Annotated in this window: 16 protein-coding genes; 7 read left to right on the forward strand and 9 right to left on the reverse strand. The window is 60.2% G+C overall.

Annotated features, from left to right (window positions below):
* Position 1 precedes the first annotated feature (1 nt).
* A complete protein-coding gene (locus tag ACS92L_RS01415) occupies positions 2-2,062 on the forward strand; it encodes an FUSC family protein (RefSeq protein ID WP_438766536.1) in 2,061 nt (686 codons plus the stop codon).
* Between the two features lie 130 nt (positions 2,063-2,192).
* On the opposite strand, the gene ACS92L_RS01420 is transcribed toward ACS92L_RS01415, so the two are convergent.
* Both ACS92L_RS01420 and ACS92L_RS01425 read right to left on the reverse strand, forming a co-directional pair.
* Positions 2,193-2,582: a hypothetical protein gene (locus ACS92L_RS01420; RefSeq protein ID WP_438766538.1), complete on the reverse strand. Its 390-nt coding sequence runs from the start codon at positions 2,580-2,582 to the stop codon at positions 2,193-2,195.
* A 68-nt stretch (positions 2,583-2,650) separates the two neighbouring features.
* Positions 2,651-3,328: a DUF6629 family protein gene (locus tag ACS92L_RS01425; RefSeq protein ID WP_438766539.1), complete on the reverse strand. Its 678-nt coding sequence runs from the start codon at positions 3,326-3,328 to the stop codon at positions 2,651-2,653.
* A 161-nt stretch (positions 3,329-3,489) separates the two neighbouring features.
* Between ACS92L_RS01425 and ACS92L_RS01430 the strand changes: the two genes are divergently transcribed.
* Positions 3,490-3,855 (forward strand): hypothetical protein, encoded by a 366-nt coding sequence (locus ACS92L_RS01430; RefSeq protein WP_438766540.1) that lies wholly within the window; start codon positions 3,490-3,492, stop codon positions 3,853-3,855.
* Between the two features lie 61 nt (positions 3,856-3,916).
* Positions 3,917-4,489 (forward strand): gamma-glutamylcyclotransferase, encoded by a 573-nt coding sequence (locus tag ACS92L_RS01435; protein ID WP_438766542.1) that lies wholly within the window; start codon positions 3,917-3,919, stop codon positions 4,487-4,489.
* 103 nt (positions 4,490-4,592) lie between these two features.
* Here ACS92L_RS01435 and ACS92L_RS01440 read toward each other — a convergent pair whose 3' ends face one another.
* Entirely contained in the window at positions 4,593-6,035 is a 1,443-nt protein-coding gene (locus ACS92L_RS01440; protein WP_438766543.1) for a methyl-accepting chemotaxis protein, read from the reverse strand.
* A gap of 295 nt (positions 6,036-6,330) precedes the next feature.
* Here ACS92L_RS01440 and ACS92L_RS01445 point away from each other — a divergent pair, with 295 nt between their 5' ends.
* The gene (locus ACS92L_RS01445) at positions 6,331-8,544 is read left to right on the forward strand and encodes a putative bifunctional diguanylate cyclase/phosphodiesterase (RefSeq protein ID WP_438766545.1); all 2,214 of its coding nucleotides are present in this window, start codon (positions 6,331-6,333) and stop codon (positions 8,542-8,544) included.
* Between the two features lie 159 nt (positions 8,545-8,703).
* Here the strand turns inward: ACS92L_RS01445 and ACS92L_RS01450 are convergent, their stop codons facing one another.
* Together ACS92L_RS01450 and frmR are read right to left on the reverse strand one after the other, a co-directional pair.
* Complete coding sequence (locus ACS92L_RS01450; protein ID WP_438766546.1) at positions 8,704-9,813, reverse strand: S-(hydroxymethyl)glutathione dehydrogenase/class III alcohol dehydrogenase; 1,110 nt, start codon at positions 9,811-9,813, stop codon at positions 8,704-8,706.
* 46 nt (positions 9,814-9,859) lie between these two features.
* Positions 9,860-10,135, reverse strand: a complete 276-nt coding sequence (gene frmR, locus ACS92L_RS01455) for a formaldehyde-responsive transcriptional repressor FrmR (RefSeq protein WP_438766547.1) — start codon at positions 10,133-10,135, stop codon at positions 9,860-9,862.
* Positions 10,136-10,459: 324 nt separating this feature from the next.
* Between frmR and ACS92L_RS01460 the strand changes: the two genes are divergently transcribed.
* The 3 genes from ACS92L_RS01460 to ACS92L_RS01470 all read left to right on the forward strand — a co-directional run bounded on the left by ACS92L_RS01460 (position 10,460) and on the right by ACS92L_RS01470 (position 13,620).
* Entirely contained in the window at positions 10,460-11,659 is a 1,200-nt protein-coding gene (locus ACS92L_RS01460) for a saccharopine dehydrogenase family protein (RefSeq protein ID WP_438766548.1), read from the forward strand.
* Positions 11,659-12,816 carry a carboxynorspermidine decarboxylase gene (gene nspC, locus ACS92L_RS01465; RefSeq protein ID WP_438766549.1) on the forward strand — a complete coding sequence of 386 codons (1,158 nt, stop codon included), beginning with the start codon at positions 11,659-11,661 and terminating at the stop codon, positions 12,814-12,816. The genes ACS92L_RS01460 and nspC overlap by 1 nt, the downstream gene beginning before the upstream one ends.
* A gap of 147 nt (positions 12,817-12,963) precedes the next feature.
* Positions 12,964-13,620: a glutathione S-transferase family protein gene (locus ACS92L_RS01470; RefSeq protein WP_438766550.1), complete on the forward strand. Its 657-nt coding sequence runs from the start codon at positions 12,964-12,966 to the stop codon at positions 13,618-13,620.
* 81 nt (positions 13,621-13,701) lie between these two features.
* Here the strand turns inward: ACS92L_RS01470 and ACS92L_RS01475 are convergent, their stop codons facing one another.
* The 4 genes from ACS92L_RS01475 to ACS92L_RS01490 are packed head-to-tail and all read right to left on the reverse strand — an operon-like array spanning position 13,702 to position 16,713.
* The gene (locus tag ACS92L_RS01475; RefSeq protein WP_438766551.1) at positions 13,702-14,370 is read right to left on the reverse strand and encodes an amino acid ABC transporter permease; all 669 of its coding nucleotides are present in this window, start codon (positions 14,368-14,370) and stop codon (positions 13,702-13,704) included.
* Between the two features lie 12 nt (positions 14,371-14,382).
* Positions 14,383-15,054: an amino acid ABC transporter permease gene (locus ACS92L_RS01480; RefSeq protein ID WP_438766552.1), complete on the reverse strand. Its 672-nt coding sequence runs from the start codon at positions 15,052-15,054 to the stop codon at positions 14,383-14,385.
* Positions 15,054-15,794: an amino acid ABC transporter ATP-binding protein gene (locus tag ACS92L_RS01485; protein WP_438766554.1), complete on the reverse strand. Its 741-nt coding sequence runs from the start codon at positions 15,792-15,794 to the stop codon at positions 15,054-15,056. Before ACS92L_RS01485 ends, ACS92L_RS01480 begins: the two co-directional genes overlap by 1 nt.
* Before the next feature lie 55 nt (positions 15,795-15,849).
* Entirely contained in the window at positions 15,850-16,713 is an 864-nt protein-coding gene (locus tag ACS92L_RS01490; protein ID WP_438766555.1) for a substrate-binding periplasmic protein, read from the reverse strand.
* Positions 16,714-16,783: the final 70 nt, after the last annotated feature.

Consider the following 16,783-nt stretch of genomic DNA (forward strand, 5'->3'; position numbering starts at 1 on the left):
CATGGCGCTGGGGACCTGGGCGCGTGTTTATCTGACGCCCGATATCAACACCCTCAAATTTGCGACCAAGGGTCTGGTCGCCATGACCCTGTCGCTTTACCTGGCCATGGAGATGCAGCTGGATCGGCCCTACTGGGCGCTGATTTCGGCCGTGTTTCTCCAGATTCGTCCCCAGAGCGGTCTTGTCATCGAGAAGGGCTTTTGTCAGATCGGCGGTACCGTGATCGGGGGCGGCATCGGCATCCTGATCATGGCATTGAGCATGCAGATGCCCGCCATGGCGATGATGCTCTTGATGGTCTGGATATTTATCTGTGCCACCTCGTCGGCGATGACCCGCAACTTCAATCTGACCTACGGTTTTGTGATGGGCGCCGCCACAGCCATTCTGGTGGTGGTGCTGACCATTGTGAACGACAACTCGAGCCAGGGCGTTTTTGATATTGCCGTAGCGCGCGTCAGCGAGATCGTGCTGGGCGCAACCTGCGCCACGCTTGTGAGCATGCTGCTCTGGCCCGACCGGGTCCGAAACATCATCCACAACCATGCCAATACGGTGATCGACCAGACGTTCAAGGCGCTTGCCATGCACCTTGATGCCAGCGTATCGATGCACGACGCCCGCCAGCAGATCATGTCCGCGCTGGAGCAGGCATTGACGCTTAACAATGACAGCAGTGCCGTGATCTATGAAGGCCCGCACGGCCCCGGCCGTGCCCGGGCGGCCTATCTTTTGTCCCAGCGTGCGCTGTCCATGATGGCCGAGATGCAGACCTATGGCCGTCTGGTGCGAGAGCGCCCGACGCTGGCCAGTGAAGCGTTCGATGAAGCGCTCAAGGATATTCGCGACACCATGGAGCGGGTGCGTTCCCGTCAGACCTACAGCGAGCGCAAGCGAGAAATCAACCGCCTTCGACAGCGCATTCAAAAGGCCGAACTGCAGCGCCACGGCACGCCTCTGGCCCGGCGCATGGCGCAGGGGCTGATGATGCTGCTGGGCTATGCCAGCGTCATGGTCGAGGCCCATCACGCCATCAACGATGCCGAAAACACCCGACTCAAGGCGCCGCGGCTGTCGCGCCATCGCGATTATATGCCGGCATTGACCATCGGCATTCGCTCCAGTCTTTTGTTTGCCATCGGCGCGGTCATCTATGTGTCGACCCAGTGGGGGTCGGGCGTGCTGATGATGGTAATGCCCGTTATTTTCGGCACCATGTTTGCCTCCTTTCCCTCACCCACGGCCATGTTGAAAAACGTCATGAAGGGCGGGGCTGTCGGTGCCGTGGCCGCCTTCGTGTTTGGCAACATCCTGCTGGCGCAGGCGCCTCATGAATATCTCATGCTGGTGTTGGTGTTCGGGACGCCGCTTTTTCTGGGGCTGATGGCGCTCAACAACCGGGCGGTGCTCGCCAACGGGCTGGGCTTTTGTATCATCTACACCATTTTGACCATGCCCAGTAACAACATGGCCTTTGATATCAGTAGCTTCATGGATCGCACCCTGGCCATCGCGCTGGGTCTGACCATTCTTTATACCGTTTTTCGTGTCGTGCCGTCCCCCAATGCGCTGGTGCTGCGCCGTCGCGTCATCCGTGCCATTACCGATGACATGAATCAGCTATGGGCGCGGTCATGCAACAACTCGCGGGAAAGGGCTGCCGACTGGTTCAACGGCCGCATGGTCGAGCGCGTCCAGCGTCTGGCCAACTTTGACAGCCAGCTGCCCGAAGATGAGCGCTATCTACTGGATCTGGGCATGACCGGCCTGAACCTGGGGCATTTGATTCTGGCCAACTATCGTCGCGTGACCAGTCTGGATGACACGCCGGCCACCCGCGACGCTCTGAAACAGTGGCAAACGGCGCTGGCCCATGCCTATCAGGCCAGTGCCTGGGGTGATTTTGACGAGCGTTTCACCGATGCCAGCCAGGCACTTTTGACACGGCTACGCGAGGCCGGTGAGATGGAAGAAGAGCAGATCGAACTGGTGGAAGGCATGATCAAGCGACTTGACATCACGCTGCATCGATTTGCTCGGATGAGCAGCAGTCGCGACTAGGGCGACATCAATAGCGTGTTGCAGTAGCCATCACAAGGCGTGTGTTGATACAAGGTGTTGTGACGCAAAAGGGGCCGATCACGCGATCGGCCCCTTTTGTATGTACGGACTGAGCCGGACAGGTCAGTGCTTAAAGCTCGTCCGGATCACGGCTTTGCGCATCCGGGCGGGTGCGCTGTGGGTCGACGTGGTCGCCGCCCTCGGGCTCTTCGAAATCGAGCGACTTGATGCTGGCCTCGATGCCTTCCTCGTCGGCCTCGGTGACTTCGAGCTCGTTTTCAAGCTCGGCTTCCTTGGCATCGAGAAGGTTTTCGTCGTCATCCAGCGCACCGGTTTCTACCAGATCGGCGTACTCATCGTTTTCATCGGGCAGAATTGATGCGTCTTCCGTGGAGCCCGTACCGTCGTTGATGTCTTCCAGATCATCGGTCCATGCGTCCGTTTCCGGCGTGGCGGCGGTGACATCGCGGCCGTCGCGTGCCGGACGGTTGTCGCTGGGGCCCTTTTTTTCCTCGTCCATGAGTACACTCCATCATTGTCAGGGGATGATCGACATCCGTTGCCCTGAGTCTAGAACATTACGGGCCATTACCCACCGTGGATGTGGTGGCGCCTGCCATATTCTTCAACGCTTTCTCTTGTGTGCATGCCGCGAAACTGCCAGTACACCATCACGCTGATCAGGGCGGCATAAAAACACCACACCGAGGTGAAGGCCCACATTCGAAACAGGGCGACCACGCTCAGCCCTGCCAGATTGGCAATGCCCATGATGACCAGCCAGCGCCGGCGCGAGGCCAAAAGAGCGCCGCAGGTGGCAATGATGTAGAAAAGAGCCACCAGCATCTCGCGGGTACGCGGATTGTGATAGGTGATGCTGTGCCCGCACTGGCCGATGCCGGTTGGCAGGGTGGCAAGAAACCAGAGGTTGTAAAGCGACAGGGCCAGTCCCGTCAGAACAAAGGGCAAGACACGTCGCCGCTCTCCGGGAGGCAAAAAGCACCATACCGCCAGTGGCATGATCACGGGCAGCAGCCCCTGGGCGTAAAAGGCGTAGAGCTGGCCGGCCAGCTGTGGCCAGGGCGACTCGAGTCTCCCGTCGATGCCGAGCCAGACGAGACCTTCGAGCATCTGGTGCAGTGCAAAGAACATTGGAATGGCAGCAAGAAGCCATCCACTGCGATGGCGCACCTGAAACAGGGTAGCGATTCCCACACCGGCAATGACGGCACTGCCGGTAAAGCTTGCTGACGCTGAAAAGCACATGGTGAAGCCTGGCGAGACCGCCGGGAGACGGCGGAGGACGAATGAAGGCTGTCAGAGTAGCTGGGTGGCGCGAAGTGTGCCTCAAGGCATGATTGAAAGGTGATGATTCGGTTTTGGCCGTTTAGAATAGCCATTTTTATCGGGCACTTGAGGAATGATGCATGGACGACCTTTCTACCGTGGGTGTGGCTGCTGCAGGCGTCGTGATGCTTGAAGGAGAACATATCGTGGCCGCAGGCTGCGATGAAGGCGACGCCATGGCAAGCGTTCCCCAAACGTGGCAGGCAAGCCCGCTGCTGAAATGTGTGCCGGCCTCCATGACGCTGGTCCACCAGGTAAAAAGATACGGCAATGTTCCTTTTGTTGTCGTCGACGACATGCTGTGTACCATCGACGATGTCGACGCCATTTTACCCCCTGACGAGGGCATCGAGGCGCCTGGAAGGGCGGAAGTAGAGCAGTGCCTGTCGCGCAGCGATGCCCTGGTGGCCGACAACGACGAGGATGACGCAGAGCGTACCGGCTGACCGCGTCGTTCATGCCCTGTCAGATCACCTGCTGTCTCTTATCAATACCGTGATGTGCTCAATGTCTGAAACTCCGATGTCCAGGGCTGGCACTGCCGAGCCCGATTACTCCCTTTGGCTGTTTGGCTATGGCTCGTTGATCTACAAGACCGGCTTTGCCTTCATGGAGCGCCGGCCCGCCAGTATCACGGGGTGGGCGCGTCGTTTCTGGCAGGGCTCGCACGATCATCGCGGTACGCTTGAGACGCCGGGAAGAGTGGCGACTCTTGTGCCGCAGGCGGGCGCCGTCTGTCACGGCATGGCCTATCTGATCACCCCCGATGTGCTTGAAGGGCTCGATGTCCGGGAAAAAAACGGCTATCGGCGTGTGGTCACCGATCTTTATTTTGATGACGGTGAACGCAGTGAGACGCTGGTCTACATGGCGACCGAAGGCAACGAGGCCTGGCTGGGAGAGGCATCCGCACTCGAGATTGCCCGGCAGATTTCGACGGCGGCCGGCCCGAGCGGGCCCAATCGCGACTATCTGCTGATGCTGGCCGACTCGATCCGCGAAATGGGGCATGACGATGATCATGTCGAGGCCATCGAACAGGCGCTGCTGGCGCTGGAAGGGCGCGCCGGCGGTTCATGACTGCACCGGTATCTCCGAGCCCTTTGCCATTAAAAAGGACCGCCACGGGCGGTCCTTTTCGATACAAACAGTATATCGGGTGACTCAGGCATCACGGGTGACGCTAGAAGGTTTCCCACTCTTCCTCGTCGCTGGTCGTCCGTGTGCTTTTGGTTGACGTCTCGGCGGCTCTGGCCGGAGCAGTGGCGTTCTGATCGGCTGCCGGGGCCGTCGATTCTGCGGGTCGAGCGGCTCCGGTGGCCTTGGCAGGATGGGCGGCCCTGGCGGTGTCGGTGCTCTGGCGGTGTTCGCCGATGGGCTCGGCGTCTTCAGCCGCCGATGTTTTGATGGTCGATGCCTTCGAGGCTGACTGCCCGGTCGGGGCATCGGGCAGCACAAACAGATCGACCGAGTCGCGCAGGGCATGCGCCTGACGCTCCAGCTCGCCGGCCGCCTGGGCGGCGTTTTGCACCAGCTCGGCGTTTTGCTGCGTCACCTGATCGATCTGCGAGATGGCCTGGTTGACCTGGCCAATGCCGCTGCTCTGCTCCTGCGAGGCGGAAGCAATCTCGCTGATGAGGCCGGTAGCGCGCTGCACGGATTCAACAATGCCCTGCATGGTGTTGCTGGCCTGTTCGACCAGTGCCGAGCCGCTGTTGACGCGCTTGAGCGAGTTATCGATCAGCTCGCGAATGTCACCGGCCGCGGTGGCCGAGCGGCCGGCAAGCGCGCGCACTTCGCCGGCCACCACGGCAAACCCCTTGCCCTGTTCGCCGGCACGGGCCGCCTCGACCGAGGCATTGAGCGCCAGAATATTGGTCTGAAAGGCAATCGAGTCGATAAGGGCAATGATATCGCCCATCTGCTGTGAGCTTTGACTGATCCCTTCCATGGTCTGCTGTACTTCAACAATCACCTCGCCGCCACGCTGTGCCTGGTGTGACGCTTCCTGAGCCAGCTGGCTGGCCTGGCGAGAGTTCTCGGCGTTTTGCGTGACCGTTGCCGTCAGCTCTTCCATGCTGGCCGCGGTCTGTTCAAGCGAGGCGGCCTGCTGTTCGGTGCGGGCTGACAAATCCGTATTGTCGCGGGCAATCAGCCGCGCATTGTCATTGATGCGATGGCTGCCCTGTCGCACGGTGCTCACCGTATGAGACAGACTGCGCTGCGTCGTGGATAATGCATTGAAAAGTCGACCGATTTCGTTGTCGCCGCGCTGCTCGCCATCCTGAGAAAGATCCCCCTTCGCCATGCGTTCGAAGTGGGTCACCAAACGCTTGAGCGGATTGATGACATTGACCGTCACCCCCCACATCACCACGGCGCTGACGATGATGGCGGCTGCCACGGCCAGTATCATCGCCGTGCGCAATATGGCGGCGGTGGTTTCAAAACGGGCCTGCAGTCGAGCGGCACCGCTGCCGCTGTCGGCCAGAAGCTGTGAAAAAATGCTTTCACTATAATGAAGGCCGTAAAGTCCGAGCGCGCTGACGCCCATGATCAATGCCACAAACACGGCAATCACCAGTGTCCAGCTTGTTTTGACGGTCATGTCATCGATCAGCTTCATGGTCGCTTTGCACCCTTTTGCGAAGTCGAGGGGGTCTGTGATGATGCAGTGTTATCGGCCGCATCCGGCGAATCTGAAGCAGACGGAGACAAGTCGCGTAACAATGTGTCAAAGGCACTTCAGGAAAGCGCATTGAGGCCGTTATCAACGAGGCAGGCTCAAAAGAGATGATCGACCGACCATGACCGTATCCTACGACCAAAAGGGTGCCCCCGCATTGCAACAGTTGCTGCGCAGCGCAGCGCATGCCGCTGACTGCGCCTGCAGCGTCCTTTACGGGACCTGCGGCGGTGTCATGGCCTGTTATGCAAGCCAACCGCCGGTGGCCATGTCGCGTGACGCGATCGCCATGCTCTGTCACCTGATCGACGGCAACGGTGAAGGATATCTGTGCATCGAGGATGTTCACCGGATCGCACCGCCTCTGTCGGGCCTGCCCTGGCCGGACACCACCGCTTTTGCGGCGTTGACCCTGGTGCGCTCGGGAGATGGTGAGCTGCTGGGCATCCTTGCAGTCTGTGACGTTCAAACGCGTCGAGGGCTGAGTACGGCTCAGCGCTATGTGCTGCATACCCACGCCGCCCAGATAGGCTACCACCACGACTGCCATCGGGTGCGCGAATCGATCGACATCGCCAATACCAGCGGCCGCGAGCGACTCCGGCTGCTGGAGTCGGTCGTGGTGCATGCCAACGATGCCATTTTGATCACTGAAGCCGAGCCGATTGGTCTGCCCGGGCCGCGCATCGTCTACTGCAATGCCGCCTTTACCCGCACCACCGGCTACGGCGAAGCCGAGGTGCTGGGCAAGACCCCCCGTCTTTTGCAAAACGAACATACCGACCGCGCGACGCTGGATCGCTTGAGGGCGGCGCTCGAAAAATGGCAGCCCGTCGAGGTCGAGCTTTTGAACTCTCGCCGGGACGGCAGCGAGTTCTGGGTCGAGCTCAGCATCGTTCCCGTGGCCAACGAAAAGGGGTGGTTCACTCACTGGATTTCGGTACAGCGCGACATCAGCGAGCGCAAGCGCGCCGAGGAGATCGAGCAGCAGGCGCGTCGAGCACAGGCCGAGAACATGGCGCTGGAGGCTCGGCTGCTGGAGCGTCAGCGCATCGAGCAGGAGCTGTCCTGGGCGGCAACGCACGATAACCTGACCGAGCTCTACAACCGGGCCTGGATCATGGGGCGCCTGCGCGAGCTGCTGTCCAGAACGCCGTCGTCGCATCCCGAGGCGGCCGTGCTGTTCATGGACCTGGACCGCTTCAAGCTCGTCAACGACAGCCTGGGCCATCGCGCCGGGGACCAGCTGCTAACGGACATGGCCCGACGGCTTGAATCCTGTCTGCGCAGCGTCGATACCCTTGCCCGGGTGGGCGGCGATGAATTCGTGGTACTGATCGAGGATGACGCCCCGGGGCGGGCGGCCGGTGAGGTGGCGTATCGCATTGCCCAGTCCCTGCAAAAGCCCTTCAGGATTCAGGGACAAAACATCTTTTCTTCCAGCAGTATCGGCATCGTGCTGCTGGAGGCGCACTATCACACGCCCGAAGAGCTGCTGCGCGATGCCGACACGGCCATGTACGTGGCCAAGGAGGAGGGCGTCGGCCGCTATGTGTTCTTCACGCCGTCAATGCGCGACAGCGTGGTCGAGACACTGGCCCTGCAAAACGATTTGCGCCATGCCATGAAGCGCGAAGAGTTCACGCTGTGCTATCAGCCCATTCACGAGCCGCACACGTGCGCCATCAGAGGCATCGAGGCGCTGTTGACCTGGCAGCATCCCGAACGTGGCAGCGTGACCCCGGAAGTTTTTATCGGCATGGCCGAGGAGCTGGGCATCCTGCGTGATATCGGCCACTGGGTCGTGCACGAAGCCTGCCATCAGCTGGCGGCGTGGCGTCGGGCACATCCGAAGGCCTGTGAGCATCTGACGCTGAACATCAATGTCTCGGCACAGGAGCTCAAGCATCACAGTTTCAAAAGTGATCTTGTCTCGGCACTGGAAGGCAGTGGGGTGCCGGCGCATCTGCTGCAGCTCGAGATCAACGAAGGGGTGTTTCGCTATCACCCCGAGATCATCGGTCAGATACTGCACGAGATCCGGGCGCTGGGCGTGAGCATCGTGCTGGATGATTTCGGCACGGGTTATTCGGCACTGAGCTATATCGATCAGTACGAGATTGATGCCATCAAGGTGGATCGCGCTTTCGTGCTGCGCATGGTGCTTCACCGGCGCTCCATGGCGATCATGCAGAGTCTTTTATGGCTCGGCAGAACTCTTGAGCTGGATATCGTGGCAGAAGGGGTGGAAACCCTGGAGCAGCTGGAGATGCTGCAAAGCCTCGGTTGCCCGCTGGCGCAGGGCTATTTTCTCTCTCGACCCATGACGCCCGAGCAGATTGCCCGGCTGCTTTCAAAGCGTGAAGTAGCGCCCTCTGGTGCACGCTCGGCGCTGCCTTTGTTGACGCCCTGGTCGGCAGCCGACCCTGACCCGAGCGGGTGTGCCTGACATGGGACAACGGCCGCCGGCGCGGACAGTCACTGTCAGCGCCGGCGGCCGTTTTTTATTGTCTGTGTGTCACGCACAAAAAGGGCAGGACAGCATGCGCTGTCCTGCCCTTTATATTACCGATCGATAAAGACATATCCCATCGATCGATCAAGGCGATCAGTAGTGGATAACGGTACGGATCGACTTGCCTTCATGCATCAGATCAAAGGCTTCATTGATCTGTTCCAGCGCCATGGTGTGTGTCACGAACGGGTCCAGATCGATCTTGCCGCCCAGATAGTCATTGACCATGCCCGGCAGCTGCGAGCGGCCCTTGACGCCGCCAAAGGCGGAGCCTTTCCAGACGCGACCGGTCACCAGCTGGAACGGGCGGGTGCTGATTTCCTTGCCGGCACCGGCCACCCCGATGATGATGCTCTCGCCCCAGCCCTTGTGACAGCACTCCAGCGCCGAGCGCATGACATCGACATTGCCGATGCACTCAAAGCTGAACTCCACACCGCCGTCGGTCATCTCGACGATCACTTCCTGGATCGGACGATCATGATCCTTCGGATTGACGAAGTCGGTGGCGCCCATGGAGCGGGCCAGCTCGAACTTGTCCGGGTTGGTGTCGATGGCGATGATGCGCGAAGCCTTGGCCTGCACCGCGCCCTGGATGGCGGCAAGGCCGATGCCGCCCAGACCGAAGATGGCGACCGTATCACCTTCCTTGACCTTGGCCGTGTTGTGCACGGCACCGATGCCGGTGGTGACACCACAGCCCAGCAGGCAGGCCTTTTCCAGCGGCGCGTCTTCGTTGATCACGGCCAGCGATACCTCGGCCACGACCGTGTATTCGCTGAAGGTGCTGGTGCCCATGTAGTGATAGATGGGCTCACCGTTGTAGGAAAAGCGCGTGGTGCCGTCCGGCATCAGCCCCTTGCCCTGAGTGGTACGAACGGCCGAGCACAGGTTGGTCTTGCCGGAGCGGCAGAACTTGCACTCGCCACACTCTGCCGTGTAGAGCGGAATGACGTGATCGCCCGGCTTGACGCTGGTGACCCCTTCACCCACGGACTCGACGATGCCGCCGCCTTCATGGCCGAGCACGGCCGGGAAGATCCCTTCCGGGTCCTCGCCTGACAGGGTAAAGGCATCCGTATGGCAGACACCGGTATGCGTGATGCGTACCAGCACTTCGCCCTTGCGGGGCGGTTCGACATCAATTTCGACGATTTCGAGCGGTTTGCCCGGCCCGAAGGCAACAGCAGCACGTGATTTCAAGTGACTCTCCTTGAGATTGCAAAGGGTTGGGTTATCGAACCACAGGCTATTTCAGATAGGAACGGATCAATGAGGCCGTTTCATCGGCGCGCGCCGTGCGCTCTTCATCGCTGGCGGCGTTGTCACCGAAGGTCTCACGGATATGCGTTTCCATCATCTCTGACATCAGACCGTTGATGGCACCGCGCATGGCCGCGATCTGCTGAAGGATCGGGGCACACTCGGCGCCGGCTTCCAGCTGACGTTCCAGCGCTTCGCACTGGCCTCGAATGCGACGCACCCGGGTAAGAACGCGCTTTTTTGCAGCGGGAGAATGCGGCATGACAACGTCTCTATATACTATACCCCAGTATGGTAAAGACATTCGGACAAGGATGCATCCCCGCCGCTCGACACGGATCGTCTCCCGATCAGGATCGCCCACGATCATGCAGAGCCGTCGCCTGTTAATGTAAAAACACTTGAGACCCGCGGCCGGCAAGGCCATCATCGGCGGCCTTCTTGCCGCAAGCCTCAACGAGCCGGCGAGACCACGACCGGGGTGGCATCGGATCGGGGTGCGCTCGTCCTTTTTGAAAAAAGGCCGGTTGCCCACTACCGATAAGACCCTTACCACTGTTGACTTTCCCGATCTGGAATTGACTCCATGAACAAGGTTCTGATTATAGGCGCCGGTGGCGTCGGTGGCGTTGTTACCCACAAGTGTGCGCAGCATCCCGAAGTCTTTGGCGAGATCTGTCTGGCCAGTCGCAACGAAGAAAAATGTAAAGCGATTGCCGATCAGCTCTCGCGCTCGATCCAGACCGCCCGTGTCGACGCCGATGATGTCGAGGCGCTGGTCGCCCTGATTGAATCCGTCAAGCCGGATGTCCTGATCCATGTGGCACTGCCCTATCAGGACCTGACCATCATGGAAGCCTGCCTGCGCACCAATGTGCCCTATCTGGACACGGCCAACTACGAACATCCCGACGAGGCGAAGTTCGAGTACAAGGAGCAGTGGGCCTTCCAGGACCGCTTTGTCAAAGCCGGCAACATGGCAACGCTTGGCTGCGGTTTTGATCCGGGCATGACCAACATTTACTGCGCCTGGGGCCAGAAGAACCTGTTCGACGAGATCCACCGCATCGACATTCTCGATGCCAACGGCGGCGATCACGGCTACCCGTTTGCCACCAACTTCAACCCGGAGATCAACATTCGCGAAATTACCGCGAACGGTCGCTACTGGGAGAAGGGTGAGTGGGTCGAAACCGCGCCGCTGTCCGAAAAGCGCACCTTTGATTTCGACGGCATCGGCGAAAAGGATCTGTACCTGCTCTATCACGAAGAGCTGGAATCGCTGGCGCAAAACATCAAGGGCGTTGAGCGCATCCGCTTCTGGATGACCTTCTCCGAGAAGTATCTGACGCATCTGAAGGTGCTGGAAAACGTCGGCATGACCCGCATCGAGCCGATCAACGTCAACGGCTGCGAGATTTCACCGCTTCAGTTTCTGAAATCCGTTCTGCCGGACCCGGCTTCGCTTGGCCCGCGCACGAAGGGCAAGACCAACATCGGCGTCATTCTCGACGGCATCAAGGATGGCAAGCGTCGCAAGGTGCACATCTACAACATCTGCGATCACGAAAAGAGCTATGAGGAAGTGAAGTCCCAGGCCATCTCGTTTACGACCGGTGTACCGGCGGTGACCGGCGCCATGCTGATGCTCGAAGGACTCTGGAAGGGCGAGGGCGTATACAACGTCGAACAGCTCGACCCCGACCCCTTCATGGACCGCATCGGCGAGATGGGCCTGCCCTGGCAGATGGTCGAGCTCGATCCCGATCAGGACCCGCTGGGCTGATGATCGACGAACGCATCGATTTCGACATCCATGCCTGTCCGTCGCCGGCCTACGTGCTCGACGACGCCCTGCTCAGGCGCAATCTTGAACGGCTTGGGCAGGTGCAGACCGACAGCGGGGCGAAAATCCTGCTGGCGCTGAAGGGGTTTGCCCTGTGGGACAGCTTTCCGCTGGTGCGAAAGTATCTGGTGGGCACCACGGCCAGCGGGCAGGATGAGGCGCGTCTGGGGGCCGAGACCTTCGGCGGTGAGGTGCATGTCTACTCGCCGGCCTTTACCGAGGCCGAGATGGCGGAAGTGCTGCGCTACGCCGATCACCTGAGCTTCAACTCGCCCGGTCAGTGGCGGCGCCATCGCGATACCATTGCGACAGCGCCGCGTCGCCCCTCCTGCGGGCTGCGGGTCAACCCTGAGCACTCCACCGGCGCCGTGGCACTCTACGATCCCTGTGCCGCCGGCTCCCGGCTGGGCACGCGCGCCGGCGATCTTGCCCCCGGCGATCTCGACGGTCTGGAAGGGCTGCACTTTCACACCCTGTGCGAGCAGGACAGTGATGCCCTGGAAGAGACGCTGGCGGCGTTCGAGCAGAAGTTCGGCCAGTATTTGAGCGGGATGCGCTGGGTCAACTTCGGCGGCGGGCACCACATCACTCGTGAGGATTACGACGTTGAGCGGCTGGTGCGCGTCATTCTTGATTTCCGCACGCGCTATCCGCATCTGGAAGTCTATCTGGAACCGGGCGAGGCGATCGCGCTGAACACCGGTTATCTGGTCACGACGGTGCTGGATATCGTCGACAACAACGGGGCGATCGCCATTCTCGACACCTCTGCTACAGCGCACATGCCGGACGTGCTGGAGATGCCGTATCGTCCCGAGATCATCGGCGGTGCTCATCCGGGAGAGAAAGCGCACACCTATCGCCTGGGCGGCATGACCTGTCTGGCCGGGGATGTGATCGGCGACTACGCCTTCGACGCCCCGCTCAATATTGGCGACCGACTGGTCTTTACCGACATGGCGCACTACACCATGGTCAAGACCACCACCTTCAACGGCATTCGTCTGCCCTCGATCTGCCGGGTCGATGAGGACAGCCGCAAGGTGCGAACGGTCAGAACCTTCGGCTACGTTGACTATATGCAGCGTCTGAGCTGATCAGGCCCCTGTCATGGCATGACCAGAACGCCCCGCACAAGCGGGGCGTTTTTTGTGGTTCAGGCTCGAGTGACTCGAACATTCATGAAAAATGGCTCATCGTTGAAATGCCCTTATCTTCAATGCAAGTCTTGATGCGAGGAAGTCATGAGCCAGATTCACATTTTCGGCCCGCAGTTCAGCACCTTCGTGCGTAGCGTTCAGCTGTGCTGTGAAGAAAAGGGGGTCGCCTATACGGTCGGGACCGACGTGAACGGAAAGGAAGTCGAGTTCAAGGGTGCTCAGCACCTTGACTGGCATCCCTTCGGCAAGGTACCGGTCCTGCTCAACGGTGATCGTCACCTGATTGAAACCGTCAGCATCTGTCGCTATCTCGATGCCGTGTTTGATGGCCCGACACTTCAGCCCGATGATCCATGGATGCGTGCACAGGTTGACCAGTGGGCAGCCACCCTGTCGCTGTATATCGATGAGATTCTGGTGCGCCATTATCTGTTGGAGTTTGCCTTCCCGAAGGGCGAAGACGCCACGGTGCGTATGGACAGGGTCAGGGAAGCCGAGCCGGAAGTGAAGCGCGCGCTGGCGCTTCTGGAGACGCAGTTGGGGGACAGGGAGTATCTGGTGACGGACCACTTCACTATCGCCGATGCCATTGCAGTGCCCATGCTCGATTACCTCTTCAGGCTGCCTGTTGCCGAGGCGCTCACGGCTGAAACGCCGCGATTGAAGGACTATGTTGAGCGGCTGCGCGCGCGACGCTCGGGAAGCCGGGTACTCATTGATGCAGGGCTGGCAGGTATTTGAAGCGTTGGCCGCAGCATTAACGTGGTACCCAAACGCCCCGCATCCGCAGGGCGTTTTTTGTGTCGTCCTTGCGGCTCGTGGTCAGCGACTGGCCACGCGCCGCTCGAGACGTGACAGCAGCCGCACCAGCGGCCAGAGCATAATGAAATAGATCAGGGCTGCCGCGATCAGGGGCGTCGGGTTATAGGCCATACCTTGCACGATGCGCGCCGAGCGCAGCAGTTCCGGCAGGGTGACCACCGAGGCCAGCGATGTGGCCTTCACCAGCTCGAGCGTGTTGCTGACCAGCTCCGGCAGCACGTTGCGAAGGGCCTGCGGAGCGATGACGTGTCGTAGCGCCTGCAGCCGGGAAAGTCCGGTGGAGCGTGCAGCTTCCATCTGCCCACGGGCGATGGAAGCCAGACCCGCTCGCAGTATCTCGCCATAGTAGCCGGCGCTGTTGAGCGTCAGAGCAACCACCACTGCCGTGAAGGGCGAGAGTGTCACGCCCAGAAACGGCGCCCCGTTGTAGATAAAGATCAGCAGCACCAGCGGCGGGAAGGCGCGGAAAAAATCCACATAGGCGATCAAAAAGGGCGTTAGCCATCGCCGACGCAGAAAGTTGAGCGTGGCGATCAGCATGCCGGCGGCCAGGCCCATTGGCACGATCACGGCTGCCAGCAGCAGTGTCCAGCCCAGCCCGCGCAGCATGATTGGCCAGTACTCGGCCAGCGTCTGGAGGTTGAAAAAAAGTTCTGTGAAAGATCCCATCGACCGGCTCCCTTAATGCTGCCAGCGATAGTGGCGTTCGACCCAGCGACTAACGATCACCAGTGGTACGAAAAGCATCACATACATCAGTGCTGCCAGGGTCAGGGGCGACGGGTTGGCGACAACAGACTGCGCACTGGTGGCCTGATTGAGAATCTCGGCAACCGAGATGGCGCTGCCCAGTGAGGTGGCCTTGCCTATCTCGATGGTGCGGTTGGTCAACAGCGGCACGGCGAGGCGCACCCCCTGTGGCAGCACAACATGTACCAGTGTTTGAAAAAAATTCAGACCGGTCGCACGTCCGGCTTCCCATTGGCCGTGGTTGACCGAGATGATCCCGGACCAGAAGATCTCTTCAGCGAACGCCGCCAGAATCAGCGCAAGGCTGGCGACCGTTGCCACGAAAGGAGAGAGACTTATCCCGGCGTAGGGCAGGGCAAAGAAGGTGCACATGATCACCACCAGCGGTGGTACGGCGCGCAGAAAATCCACCAGAAACTGTATGGGCCAGTTGATCAAGCGCACGCCGAAGGTACGCACCAGCGCCAGCAACAGCCCGGTGCTGATGCCGATACTGACCACCAGCAGCGTCATCTGCAGCGTCAGTACAAACCCGTCCCACAGCATCGGGAAAAAGCGCTGCATGGTGTCGAGGTCGAAATAAAGACTGAGCAGCTGATCCATCAGCGATGCTCCATCAGGCGACTCAAAAATTCACGGGTACGCGGCTGGGTGGGCGCTGTAAACAGCGTTTCGGGTGGCCCCTGTTCGATGATGGCCCCCTCATTCATGAAGACCACCCGATCGGCTACGTCACGGGCAAACCCCATTTCATGGGTAACAACGACCATGGTCATTCGTTTGTCGCGTAGCCGGCGCATGACCGAAAGCACCTCGCCCACCAGTTCCGGGTCCAGCGCCGAGGTCGGCTCGTCAAAGAGCATGATGTCCGGATCGAGCGCCAGGGCGCGAGCGATGCCGACACGCTGCTGCTGACCACCGGACAGTTTTCCGGGATGAACATCATGATGTCCGGCCAGCCCGACCTCCTCGAGCGCGGCCATGCCACGTGTCCGGGCATCTTCTTTGCTCAGGCGGTGGACCCGGCGCAGCGCCAGCGTGACGTTGCCCAGCGCTGTCATGTGCGGGTAAAGATTGAACTGCTGAAAGACCATGCCGATCGAGCGACGCACCTGATCCAGATTGACGCCCCGCTCGGTAATGCACTGCTCCCGGAACCGGACCTCGCCGCTGTCGGGGGGCTCCAGCAGGTTCAGACAGCGCAGGAGGGTGGATTTGCCCGACCCCGAAGGGCCGATCAGGACCACCACTTCCCCCGGCGCCACGTCGAGATCGGAGGGCGCCAGTGCCGTAACGTCGCCAAAGCGTCGGCTGATGCCCCGAGCGCTGAGTATCGGGCTCATGGGGTCGTCTCCATGATTTTCTCCGTACTTTTGATCATCAGACCGTCAACGACCTTCAGGGCGTCTGGTTATCCTGATCAAACGTCAGCTCATGGCCGGGCATGCCAGGCTGGCCATGGCCGACCGAGATCATGGTCATCGCCCCGCCCGGGCGCGGCTTGCTGCCAAACCAGGTCTCGTAAAGTTCTACCAGAGTACCGTCGGCCTTCATCTGCTCGATTGCACGGTCCGCGCGATTACGCAGTTCGCGGTTTTCCCGGGAAAAGACCAGGCCAACCTGAGAGCCGGTATCGACATCAAACGCTACTGCCAGGCGCGGTTGCTGTTTGGCAATATGATCAGCGCTTGGGCTGTCGGCAATATTGGCGTCTGCCTGGCCGCTCATGACGGCCTGTACGGCGTCGGTATTCTGGTCATAGCGCTGAACGTCAAAGCCGTACTGCTCCTGATGGGCGCTGGCCCAGCTTTCAGATACCGAGCCACTATTGACCGCAAGCGTCATGCCTTCGAGGGCTTCAGGGCCTTCAATGCTGACGTCCTCCGGCATTAAAAAGCCGAGCTGATTGCTCATGTAGCCCTCGGTAAAGAGCATTTTTTCGGCGCGTTCACGGGTGATGTCGGTAGGGGCCAGGATCATGTCGTAGCGGTCGGCATAAAGACCGGAAAAGATGCTGCTGAAGGGCACATCCATGACATCGACATTGTCATAGCCCAGTCGTTCGGCAAGTTCATTGACCAGATCGATCGAGAAGCCACGGTAACCACCGCCGGGGTCCACCATCGCAAACGGGGCAAATCCGACATCGGAGGCAGCACGAAGCGTTTGCGACGCCTGCTCGGCCTGCGCGGCCTGAGTGATGAAAGGGAGGGCGGTGGTGCCGGCCAGCGCCAGAATGCGAAGCATCTTGCCAGGTGTCATGAGCGTTCCCTGAAATTTTTTGGAAAAAGCCTTTTGAAAGGCATGTTTGAAGCCACGATATTGCCGGTAC

The organism is Kushneria halocnemicola (assembly GCF_965650455.1).
Taxonomy (GTDB): domain Bacteria; phylum Pseudomonadota; class Gammaproteobacteria; order Pseudomonadales; family Halomonadaceae; genus Kushneria.

Bases quoted from the DNA above. Each gene is read 5' to 3' on its own strand.
- ACS92L_RS01415 (WP_438766536.1), top strand. From the start codon at position 2: ATGGCGCTGGGGACCTGGGCGCGTGTTTATCTGACGCCCGATATCAAC.
- ACS92L_RS01420 (WP_438766538.1), bottom strand. From the start codon at position 2,582: ATGGACGAGGAAAAAAAGGGCCCCAGCGACAACCGTCCGGCACGCGAC.
- ACS92L_RS01425 (WP_438766539.1), bottom strand. From the start codon at position 3,328: ATGTGCTTTTCAGCGTCAGCAAGCTTTACCGGCAGTGCCGTCATTGCC.
- ACS92L_RS01430 (WP_438766540.1), top strand. From the start codon at position 3,490: ATGGACGACCTTTCTACCGTGGGTGTGGCTGCTGCAGGCGTCGTGATG.
- ACS92L_RS01435 (WP_438766542.1), top strand. From the start codon at position 3,917: ATGTCTGAAACTCCGATGTCCAGGGCTGGCACTGCCGAGCCCGATTAC.
- ACS92L_RS01440 (WP_438766543.1), bottom strand. From the start codon at position 6,035: ATGAAGCTGATCGATGACATGACCGTCAAAACAAGCTGGACACTGGTG.
- ACS92L_RS01445 (WP_438766545.1), top strand. From the start codon at position 6,331: ATGGCCTGTTATGCAAGCCAACCGCCGGTGGCCATGTCGCGTGACGCG.
- frmR (WP_438766547.1), bottom strand. From the start codon at position 10,135: ATGCCGCATTCTCCCGCTGCAAAAAAGCGCGTTCTTACCCGGGTGCGT.
- ACS92L_RS01460 (WP_438766548.1), top strand. From the start codon at position 10,460: ATGAACAAGGTTCTGATTATAGGCGCCGGTGGCGTCGGTGGCGTTGTT.
- nspC (WP_438766549.1), top strand. From the start codon at position 11,659: ATGATCGACGAACGCATCGATTTCGACATCCATGCCTGTCCGTCGCCG.
- ACS92L_RS01470 (WP_438766550.1), top strand. From the start codon at position 12,964: ATGAGCCAGATTCACATTTTCGGCCCGCAGTTCAGCACCTTCGTGCGT.
- ACS92L_RS01475 (WP_438766551.1), bottom strand. From the start codon at position 14,370: ATGGGATCTTTCACAGAACTTTTTTTCAACCTCCAGACGCTGGCCGAG.
- ACS92L_RS01480 (WP_438766552.1), bottom strand. From the start codon at position 15,054: ATGGATCAGCTGCTCAGTCTTTATTTCGACCTCGACACCATGCAGCGC.
- ACS92L_RS01485 (WP_438766554.1), bottom strand. From the start codon at position 15,794: ATGAGCCCGATACTCAGCGCTCGGGGCATCAGCCGACGCTTTGGCGAC.
- ACS92L_RS01490 (WP_438766555.1), bottom strand. From the start codon at position 16,713: ATGACACCTGGCAAGATGCTTCGCATTCTGGCGCTGGCCGGCACCACC.